9 protein-coding genes are annotated in these 9,988 nt (G+C 58.7%); 6 read left to right on the top strand and 3 right to left on the bottom strand.

The genetic code is table 11. The annotated features are described in order from the left end of the window. Window positions 1-119: 119 nt before the first annotated feature. Window positions 120-509 (bottom strand): hypothetical protein, encoded by a 390-nt coding sequence (locus tag Q0349_RS04295; protein ID WP_298079645.1) that lies wholly within the window; start codon window positions 507-509, stop codon window positions 120-122. A 160-nt stretch (window positions 510-669) separates the two neighbouring features. On the opposite strand from Q0349_RS04295, the gene Q0349_RS04290 reads away from it, so the two are divergent. The 3 genes from Q0349_RS04290 to Q0349_RS04280 are packed head-to-tail and all read left to right on the top strand — an operon-like array spanning window position 670 to window position 3,064. After that, window positions 670-1,401, top strand: a complete 732-nt coding sequence (locus tag Q0349_RS04290) for an SCO family protein (protein ID WP_298079644.1) — start codon at window positions 670-672, stop codon at window positions 1,399-1,401. Continuing rightward, a complete protein-coding gene (locus tag Q0349_RS04285; RefSeq protein ID WP_298079643.1) occupies window positions 1,398-1,901 on the top strand; it encodes a TlpA disulfide reductase family protein in 504 nt (167 codons plus the stop codon). Before Q0349_RS04290 ends, Q0349_RS04285 begins: the two co-directional genes overlap by 4 nt. Next, window positions 1,898-3,064 (top strand): hypothetical protein, encoded by a 1,167-nt coding sequence (locus Q0349_RS04280; protein WP_298079642.1) that lies wholly within the window; start codon window positions 1,898-1,900, stop codon window positions 3,062-3,064. Before Q0349_RS04285 ends, Q0349_RS04280 begins: the two co-directional genes overlap by 4 nt. A 150-nt stretch (window positions 3,065-3,214) precedes the next feature. Here the strand turns inward: Q0349_RS04280 and Q0349_RS04275 are convergent, their stop codons facing one another. Continuing rightward, window positions 3,215-4,507 carry a hypothetical protein gene (locus tag Q0349_RS04275; protein ID WP_298079641.1) on the bottom strand — a complete coding sequence of 431 codons (1,293 nt, stop codon included), beginning with the start codon at window positions 4,505-4,507 and terminating at the stop codon, window positions 3,215-3,217. 138 nt (window positions 4,508-4,645) lie between these two features. Between Q0349_RS04275 and Q0349_RS04270 the strand changes: the two genes are divergently transcribed. Then, window positions 4,646-6,361, top strand: a complete 1,716-nt coding sequence (locus Q0349_RS04270) for an SLC13 family permease (RefSeq protein ID WP_298079640.1) — start codon at window positions 4,646-4,648, stop codon at window positions 6,359-6,361. A 304-nt stretch (window positions 6,362-6,665) separates the two neighbouring features. Here Q0349_RS04270 and Q0349_RS04265 read toward each other — a convergent pair whose 3' ends face one another. Next, window positions 6,666-7,754: a metallophosphoesterase gene (locus tag Q0349_RS04265; protein WP_298079639.1), complete on the bottom strand. Its 1,089-nt coding sequence runs from the start codon at window positions 7,752-7,754 to the stop codon at window positions 6,666-6,668. 265 nt (window positions 7,755-8,019) lie between these two features. Here Q0349_RS04265 and Q0349_RS04260 point away from each other — a divergent pair, with 265 nt between their 5' ends. Together Q0349_RS04260 and Q0349_RS04255 are read left to right on the top strand one after the other, a co-directional pair. Then, the gene (locus tag Q0349_RS04260; protein WP_298079638.1) at window positions 8,020-8,889 is read left to right on the top strand and encodes a hypothetical protein; all 870 of its coding nucleotides are present in this window, start codon (window positions 8,020-8,022) and stop codon (window positions 8,887-8,889) included. A gap of 111 nt (window positions 8,890-9,000) precedes the next feature. Next, the gene (locus tag Q0349_RS04255) at window positions 9,001-9,537 is read left to right on the top strand and encodes a hypothetical protein (RefSeq protein WP_298079637.1); all 537 of its coding nucleotides are present in this window, start codon (window positions 9,001-9,003) and stop codon (window positions 9,535-9,537) included. The last annotated feature ends 451 nt before the right edge of the window (window positions 9,538-9,988 follow it).

Genomic DNA, 9,988 nt, shown 5'->3' with positions numbered 1-9,988 from the left:
TACTGTCTTCGGCGGCGCGCCTTGTACAGAACTTTGTGAGTATCGCTATACATACACCTGAGCGCTCAATGTGTATGTAAAAAAGCCCCGGCGAACCGGGGCTTTTGCATGACTGGCGCTTATTTGCGCGAATCGAGGAAGAGCACTTCGATATGGCGTTTGCCATCTTCGGTCAGGATGGTGTACTCGACTTTGTATTCGCCGTTGTTGTCCGCGCCTACCTTGCTGTATTCGAGCTTGGCGTCTTCTTCATTGACTTCTTCGCTAACTGCTTGCAGGCCTTGCTCTTTTGCCTTGGCTTGCAGGAAGCTGACGATGTCGGCCACCTTGGCGTCGGTCGCGACGATCACATCAACGGCACCGTCGCCGTCGTCTTCGCCTTCAACGAACGTGACCTTTTCCGGCAGGAAGACCTCGGCAGGAACGCTTTTCAGGTCTTTCAGCGGGGTTCCGGCGAAAGCGGCGACGGAAAGCAGGGCTGCGGTGGCAGCGAGCAGGGATTTTTTCATAAAGAAAGCGCAAAAAAATAGTGAAAGAAATGCGCCAAAACGCGGCGCGTATCCTACGCAAACACCCGCCCGGCGACAAGGCGCATGACCTGTCCTTAATCAAGAAATTAACGGAAAAAGCCGCTATATAATGACAACGAATCTTAACCGGAGACCCGCCATGCCCCGCACCCTGCAAACCCTGCTTGCCAGCGCCCTGCTCGCCGCCCTCCCCGCCGCCTTTGCCGAAGACGCCAAGCCGGCGGAGAAACCCGCCGAAGCGGTCGCCCCCACCGACGTCGCCAAAGCAGCGGACAACAACGCCGACGCCGCCAAGCCTGCGGAAAAACCCGCTGACGCACCTGCCAGTTACGCCCCCATCCCGCAGCCGGAAGGCTATCACCTCGCGCTGGTCGGCCCGGACGGCAAGACCGCCACCGATGGCGACGCGCCCTTCAAGGACAAATACCTGCTGGTCGCCTTCGGCTTCACCTCCTGCCCGGACGTCTGCCCGACCACCCTCTACGAATTTGGACAAATGCTGAAAATCGTCAAAGACCCCGCGCAAATCCAGCCCGTCTTCATCAGCATTGACCCGCTGCGCGACGACCCGACCCGCCTTAACCAGTACACCGGCTTCTTCGACAAGCGCATCGTCGGCCTGACCGGCAACATGGCCGACATCGAAGCCACCGCCAAGCGCTACAACGCCACCTTCGGCTACCGCCACCAGGGCAAAAAAGTAGTGCCGCCCGACCTGCCGCCCGGCTACACCGTGTACCACAGCACCATGATTTACCTGCTCTCGCCCAAACGCGAACTCATTGACGCCTTTGACTACCAGAGCGGCGCCGAAAAACTGGCGCGCGACATCGAAAAAGCCATCGCCAAAGACGAAGGAAAAGCCGCATGAGCCGCCACCATATCCCCTTCCTGCTCGCCGCCCTCCTAGGCGGCGCTGCGCAAGCAGCCGACTGCACCCCGCCCGAAGGCTTTACCCCGGCCACCTCGCCGGTGCCGCTGCAAGACATCAGCAAAAGCGAGAGCAAACACCGCGTCGCCCTGCTCAACATCTGGGCGGTATGGTGCGCGCCCTGCCGCAAAGAACTGCCGCTGCTTGACGCCATCGCGCAAGACCCCGGCGCGCCGCTGGACATCATCACCGTGAACCTCGGCGACGACCCCGAACAAATCGGCAAAATCTACGATGAACTGCACATCACTGCGCTGCCGCGCGACAACCACGGCGACCACACCCTGCTGAAAACCCTCGGCGGCGTCGGCCTGCCGCTCTCCGTCTGGTATCTGGACGGACAAATGATTGCCAAAAGCGCGGGCGCGCTGCACGACGGCGACGCGCTCACTGCCTACGCCCGCTGCCTGAACGGCGACAGCGAAGGAACGCGACCATGAAACGGCGCCAATTCCTCCTCGCCACCGGTGCCGCCGCGCTCACCCGCCCGCTGTGGGCGCAAGAAGCCGCCGCGCCCGCCGCCAGCCCGGTCAGCCTCTACGACCCGACGCGCTACGTCTTCGTCGCCGACAAAGGCATGAGCAACATCGCCGTGGTTGACCTCGAAGAAGAACGCCAGGTGGACACCCTGCGCTCACCGGTTGCCATCCGCACCCTCGCCAGCAGCACCGACAAACCCTGGCTCGCCATCAGCGACCAGCGCCGCTACGCCGTCACCCTGATTAACCTTGAAACCCGCGAAATCACGGAAATCCCGCTGCCTAGCCGCGCCTTCCGCCTCACCTTCGTCCCCGAAAGCAGCAAACTGGCCATCACCCTCGAAGACCGCGTCGGCATGGTGGACTACCGCACCGGCGAAGCGCAGATCCTCGAAAAAACCTTCCAGAACCTCTACACCCGCTTCAACACCATCTTCAGCGTTTACAGCCAAACCTTCTGGGTACTGCAAGAAAACACCCCGCTCATCTACCAGTACAGCTACAGCGCGCCGGAAAAAGGCTGGCAAACCATCGACATCGGCGAAACACGCGGCCTTGGCAGCGGCGCGCCGAGCTTTGAAGACCGCCTCATCGCCTTCACTACCTACTACGCCGACGAAGGCATCATCTACTTCGCCGACACCGGCAAAGTCATCAAAACCGGGCCGCTCTACGACAGCAAACACCTGAACGAGCGGCTGCTTGAGCCCTTCATTGACAACGGCATGAGGCACGTCATCTTCGGCGACCTCGGCGGCAACATCCTGATTTACGAACCGGACGTGAGCGACGAACCGAAGCGGCTCCAGCTCGGCTACCGACCGCGCAAATTCCGCACCGGCTGGCTTGACCGCTACCTTGTCGTCGGCGGCGACCGCCACCTGAGCATCCACCCCTTCGACGACCTCGAAAACCGCATCCAGCTCGATTTCGGCTACGACGAAGACGTGACCGATATGTGGATTAGCGGCGACAGCAAACTGGTGCTGTACGGCAAAGAATACAAACCGGTGCTGTCGCGCTACAACCTGCAAACACAGGAAAGCCTGCCGGACATTACCCTGAACGGCATCGTCCAGGCCGACTGGATTCGCATGGGCAGCACCAATAACGTGTGTTACTGAAGCCTGTAACCGCCGCCAAAAACCAACCCCGTTTACATACACCTGAGCGCTCAAGGTGTATGTAAACGGGTTTCCGCCATCAAAAAAACCGGGGAAATTCCCGGCTTTTTTATGCGCGAAATACCCGAAAAACTGCGGGCAGCATGACATTCATTCATCATCGCAGCGGCTTTGCCAATTTCTCATGACAGCCGCCACTATAAACAGGAGAAGATTAAGTAATGCAATAATTCCAGCGGCATTGGCGCTATGTACAACTGCCAAACACAAGAAAAATGACAATGCCAAAATCAGGTGCATGGCCAGTACAAAACGGGCAAAGGCTGTTGGCACTATTACAGCATTTTCTTCGGGCAAGATTATCGGCGCTCCGTTCAATATTGCATTGGCATAGGTTGCTACCGATTCTCCCATCTCATAATCGCCCAAAAATTGACTGGTAATCATGCGTTCCTTGCCAATTTTATCCGTAATTAACAGATACTCCATTTTGTACAGATAATGATAAGGGAAGAATTGGATACGGCGCATTTCTGTCCAGGGAATACAGGTAAATTTCCCGTTGATATTATAAATAACAAGCCCTTCTTCATCTGCTGCAACACAGGGCGGATTTTGCCCGGCGGCAAAACGCTCACGATAGGTGACATAGGTGAATTTACCAAGCCCAAAAGTAGCGTAGCCAAAAAAGATGATGCCGACAATACCCCAGAATCCGTAAGGACTACCAAATTGCAGAATAAGCACCAGTAAAGAGAGGGTCATGCTGGCTGCACCGCTCGCCATAAAAATCATATTATTGGCATCGCTGATAGTATTTTTGCGGCGGTACCAGATATGTGGCGTTATGCGGCCAGATACATTATTTTTTACTGCAGGAATTGTTGAAGACGGATAATTTGGCATCTTTCCCGTATCTGCTACCGCAGAATTCGATAAAGTATGGTTATCGTTTGTCTGCAACCATCGTGCCGATTTTTGTGCAATCTCCTGCAAGTTTTCCGGTAAAAGCCGTTGCGGATAAATGGTCGTTACCTTGCCACCCTTTTCCTGTACGGCGAGATACGGTTTTCCACCTCCTTGCAAGTAGCTAATTTTAATAATATCTGCCCAATACCATTGCTGCGAAATGCGGTTGCCGGAAGCATAAAAAGTCAGTCCTTGCACATCGCAAACAGCTGCCAAACAGGGTTGCGTTTTTCCCTGCTTCAGCCATTGATGGCAGCCATAAATTGCTGCAGCATAAATCAGAGTGCCAAGAGAGATAATAAATCCCTCACCCACAATAAAAAGGTAGAGCAGAAATAGCGTCCCCGCATAAAAAGGAATACCAAGCAGGGTCAGCACGCAACCTTGTGCCTCCAGCGAGTGCATCGGGTCTTGCCAGGCAAGCGTATTTTCATCATCCAAATCCGGCTGAAACGTTTGTTGTTGCGGGCGCATGGTCATTCCCTGAATACATGAAAAGCGGAGACGGCGCAGCTTATCCCGTCTGCGGCGCGAATGCCATCTACCGCAAAATCCGGCATCCGTCGCGCGGCGCTGCTAAGATTGCTTTCCCCCAAACGAGAGGAGTATCCCGTGGACTGGTTCGTACTGCTTACCCTGCCGCTGCTGCTGGCCGTGCTGGCCAGCGGTCGCGTCAATCCCGCTGTTGCCTTTTTTACCCTCGCCGCCGCCTTCATGCTTGGCGGCCTCGTCAGCACCGAGGCGTTTCTCGCCAGTTTTACCAATCCGGCGCTGGCGACGCTGGTGGTGCTGTTGCTCGTCTCCGCCGTGATTGAGCGCTCGCCGCTGTTGCACCATCTCTCCGGCAAAATCCTCGTCGGCGACGAAAAGCGCGCCTTTCTCCGCCTCACCGGCATCAGCACGCTGCTCTCGGCCTTCATGAACAACACCGCCGTCGTCTCCACCTTCCTCGTCACCCTCACCCGCCAGCAGAAAATCGCGCCGTCGCGCCTGCTCATCCCGCTCTCCTACGCCTCCATCTTGGGCGGCATCACCACCCTCATCGGCACCTCCACCAACCTCGTCGTCAATTCCTTCGTCGAAAGCGCCGGACTGCCGCCGCTGCGAATGTTCCAGTTCAGCGCGGTCGGCATCCCGGTCGCCCTCGCCTGCCTCGCCGTGCTCTACTGGCGGATGCACGCCCTGCCCACGAACCGCAACAGCAGCCAGGACCTGAAAAACACCTACTTCATCACCGCCGCAGTATTGCCAGAGGCGGACATCGCCGGGAAAAGCATCGCCGAAAGCGGGCTGAAGCGGCTGGACGGCCTCTACCTCGTCGAAATCCGGCGCGACAACTACCTCATCTCGCCGGTTGCCCCGCAGGAACGCATCCGCCCCGGCGACCAACTCGTCTTCAGCGGCGCGATTGACCACATCGGCGGCCTGCAAGCCATCCGCGGCCTGAACATCCTCGGCGAACAGGCGAGCGACCTGCTCGCCAGCAACCTCATCGAAGCGGTCATCGCGCATGAATCCGACCTGGTTTACCGCACCTTGCAGGAAATCGACTTCCGCGGCCGCTTCAACGCGGGCGTGGTCGGCATCCGCCGCGGCAACAAGCGTTTGACCGGCCACCTCGGCCACACCATCCTCCACGTTGGCGACAGCCTCATCCTCGCCGTGGGCGAGAATTTCCGCGCAGACCCCGACCAGTTCCACATCCTCAGCGAAAGCCACACCCCGCCGCGCCTCACCAACCGCCAGGGCAACCGCGCCATCGCCGGTTTCCTTCTCGCCATCCTCCTCGAAACACTCAACATTCTGCCGCTGCTGCACGGGCTGCTCATCCTCCTCGGTGCCTGCCTGCTCGCGGGCTACACCAGCCTGCGCGAGCTCAAACAGCGCATTCCCTTCGAGCTCATCACCATCATCGGCTCGGCCATTGCCATCGCCAAGGCAATGGACAACAGCGGCGCGGCGCGACTCATCGGCAGTTGCGTGCAGCACCTCTTTCACGACAGCGGCACCTGGGCCGCCTTTGCCGGTATCTATCTGATGACCCTCGTCACCACCGAAATCATCACCAACAACGCCGCTGCCGCACTTGCCATCCCGGTCGCCCTCTCCACCGCGCAGGCGATGCACGCCAGCCCGACACCGTTCGTGATGGCAGTCGCCTACGGCGCCAGCGCCTGCTTCATCCTGCCCTTCGGCTACCAGACGCACCTGATGGTGTACAGCCCCGGCTGCTACACCATGCGCGACTACCTGCGCACCGGCATCCCGGTCAGCCTCACCTACAGCGCGCTGGTGCTGCTACTGACACCGCTGGTGTTTCCATTTTGAACATTTATAACCATCCACCGAAAGCCTCATACTGTGTTGCGCCGCCTCGCCGTACAAATGCGTACTGCCTTCGGCGGCGCGCCTTGTCTGAAACTTTCGGTGGATGGCTATAACAAGCACGCCCAGACTGTGCTATTCATACAACAAAGCCGCGTTCGGCAAAACGCGGCTTGAGCGAAAAACACTACGAAACTGACTGAAACATAACAAAAAGGCTCGCGTCCCTGCGAGCCCGGTACCATTTCATCATCCTGATGGGCGTATTATACATACAACAATCAGGATAACAAGATTTAATTTGCGCTTAATCCGCGCGTCCCGTCACATCAACGATCAGCACCTCCGAACGCGAGCCGAGGCGCAGTGGCACCCCCCAAAAGCCATAACCGGACGAGACAAAAATCTCTTTGCCATCAATTGCTTCGTGGCCGTAGTGCAGGCGATAGAGTGCGCGCACGATGAAATTGGCGGGGAAAACCTGGCCGTTGTGGGTGTGGCCGGAAAACTGTATATCCATCGGCGTCTGCACATTTTCCTTAATCTCCGTCGGGCGGTGATCCAGCACCACTACCGGCAAATCGCGGCGCGTTTGTTGCAACAATACTGCAAGCGGCGGCCGGTCGGCGTGCGTGTCATCATCGCGCCCGGCGATGACAACGCGGTCGGCGACCACCGCCACCGCATCGCGCAGCACCTGCACCCCCGCGCTGCGCAACGCCTGCGCGTTTTCCGCTGCGTCGCCGTAAAACTCGTGATTGCCGAGGGTGGCGAAAACACCGAGCGGCGCCTGCAACGCGCGCAAATGCGCCGCCATTCCCTCCGCATAAAACGCATCGGGGCGGTCGTTAATCACATCGCCGGGCAGCAGGATGATGTCCACCTGCTCCGCCGCAAAAATCGCCGCGAGACGGTCAAGCTCGCGCGCGCCGAAGAAAAAGCCGCTGTCGAGATGCAAATCGCTGGCGACGCCGATGCGCAGCGGCTGCGCCATCGGCTTGTCCAGCGCGACCATGTAATGGCGCACCACCGTGCTGTTCGCATTGAAAAAGCCCCAGGCAAACAGCGCCGCGAATGCTGCGGGCAGCCAGACGCGCAGCGCCGTCGCCGCCCGCTGCGGGGCGAAGCGTTTGCCCAACCAATACGGCACAAAACCCGCCGCCGCTGCCAAAAACCACAGCCACAACAGCGCAATCAACCACGCCTGCGCGATAAACAGCCCCGGCACGAGGCGGGACAGCGCGGCAAGCGTCAAGCCATCGCCAGCGACAAACAACGCAGCGGTCAGCCAACGGCGGCGCTTGCCGCCCAACAAGAAGCGCAACGAACGGGCAAATACCCACAACAATACCTGCAAAACCGCCAGCACCAGCACGGCGAACAACCAACGGGGCATCAATCTCTCCTGATAAAATGGGCGCGCATCATAAACCAGACTACGCCGCGCCGCGCGCGGTGTTGCGTCGCCCGCTTCAGCCCTTCCCACGAAGGGCGATTTTCCAACCGGAGCCTCTTATGCCCGCAAACCCCCTTGTTCTCGCCGCCTGTTGCAGCGGTCTTTTTGCCCCCGCCCTTGCCCTTGATTTGCCATCCGGCTGGACGAGCCGCGAAGAAAAAACCTGACCCATTACCAGCCGCAAGACATCGGCGACCGCGTCTTTATGCTCAGCGTGCTGACGCCGCTGCCCGATGGCGGCAAGCGCAGCGCTGACTGGCTGACGGCAGTCGCACCGCAGTTCGCCGGGCAGTATGGCAAGGTACTGGAACACGGCACGGCGGAGCAGGCGGGCGACCTCGCCAACATGACTTACCGCGTGGAAGTGCAGGGCAAGCCGCTGCACATCAACTTCACCGCCTTCCCCGCTGGCGACGGCAAGATGCGCCTCGTCCAGCTTCTCTCCGAAGAAGATGCCACGCTGCTCCAGCGTTATCAGGACGGTGCGAAGGCCATCATCGCCGGGCTGTATGTGGAAGGCGAGGGTGACGGTGCTACCGCCGCCCCGGCCAGCACCGCTGATACCACCACCGCCAGTAGCAGTAGCAGTAGCAGAGCCGCCACCGTCGCCAGCAGCACGGGCAGCAGCGGTACATCAGCCGTCAAGGGCGGCATAGACGACGGCAAAGAATTTATACAGACCTTCAAGATGGACGGTCTCACCCCCGGCGGCGACCTTGCCTTTGGCGACTACCAGTGCGCGGTGCAGACAGAGGGCGGCATGAAATTCACCCTCTCGCTTTACGACAACGGCCAGTACCGCGTCAGTGGCAACAGTGAAAGCACGGGCGAATTCCAATATGAGCGCGACGGGCGCATCAACATCAGTAGCGAGCGTTTCCTCTACAACTACGACTACGACGACGAGCCCAAAGAAATCGCCTTTTTCTTCCGTGGCAAGAACGGCGAAACCGGCATTTACGGGCAGAACATCGGCGACAACATCATCAACATCTGCCAATACCAAGGTGCAAGCAAAACCGCCTCGCCCGCACAACAGCACGCTGAAGCTGCCGAAGCGGCACGCTTCAAATGAACAACCGCGCCGGGCAAAGGCGTTGCCGCAGACGACATCGAAGCGCTGCTGTTTTACGGCTACAACGCTGACTACGGTGTCGGATTCTCCTTTGAAAAAGAGCAGCGCCTGGTGCTGAAAGACGGCTGGGCATACGACAACCTGCGCGTGCCGCCTGCCGATCTGGACGTTGCCGCCTCGCGCAAAAACGAACCCAAACTCTGGCACAAATGGCGGAAAAACGGCAAAGACTACGAAATCGAAAAAGACGGCGCGTGGAAAAAACTGCCCGGCATCGCCGTGCGTGGCGCGAAAGCGGGCGAGACACTCAACCGCAGCTACACCTACTCCGCCTCCGGCGGCAGCTACTACGGCGGCTACGCCCTCTTCAAAACGCTCAAATTCAAGCCCGACGGCACCTTTGACAGCAACGACTACGGCAGCACCCATGCCAATAGCAACGGCCTCGGCCAAATCAACAGCGAAGGCATTGGTCATGGTGCCATCAGCCACGGCGCGAGCAGCAGCAACGACCGTGGCCGCTACAAACTGGACGGCTACACCATCGAGATGACGCAGCCAGACGGCACGACGGCGCGCCAGTTGTTCTTCTTCTGGGCGGACGACAAGAACATCAGCATCGGCGGCGCGACCTATTCCTCCGAATAAACCGCCCGCCAAACTACCCCTCCCGTGGGGAGGGGTAGCAAACAAAAGCGGTTCATTGAGCCGGTTTTTTGCGGGCGAGGCAGGGCGCGTAGGGTGGGGCTTGCCCCACCATAACGCCTTTGGTTTACAGTTCGCAGGTCGGCCATTCATGGCCGACACCAAAAAATGTCGGGCATATAGCGATACACTCAAAGTTCTACACAATGAGCAACGCTGGAGGTGATACGCGGGCGTACGGAAATACGGTATGGTATGAAACTTTCGGTGGATGGCTATAAATGCCCGACCTACAAACCAAGCGGACGACAAGTTTACCGGTCAGCCATTCATGGCCGACAATAGACCTCCTTCCAAACCATAACTTGCACGGCAACCCGACAAAATTCCAAACCTGCTGAGCTGTTGTCTGCTGCCCCCACCCTAACCCTCCCCCACAGGGGGAGGGAACTCA

Source organism: uncultured Cardiobacterium sp. (assembly GCF_938028185.1).
Classification (GTDB): Bacteria; Pseudomonadota; Gammaproteobacteria; order Cardiobacteriales; family Cardiobacteriaceae; genus Cardiobacterium.
This window is presented reverse-complemented; position numbering and strand designations above follow the sequence as displayed.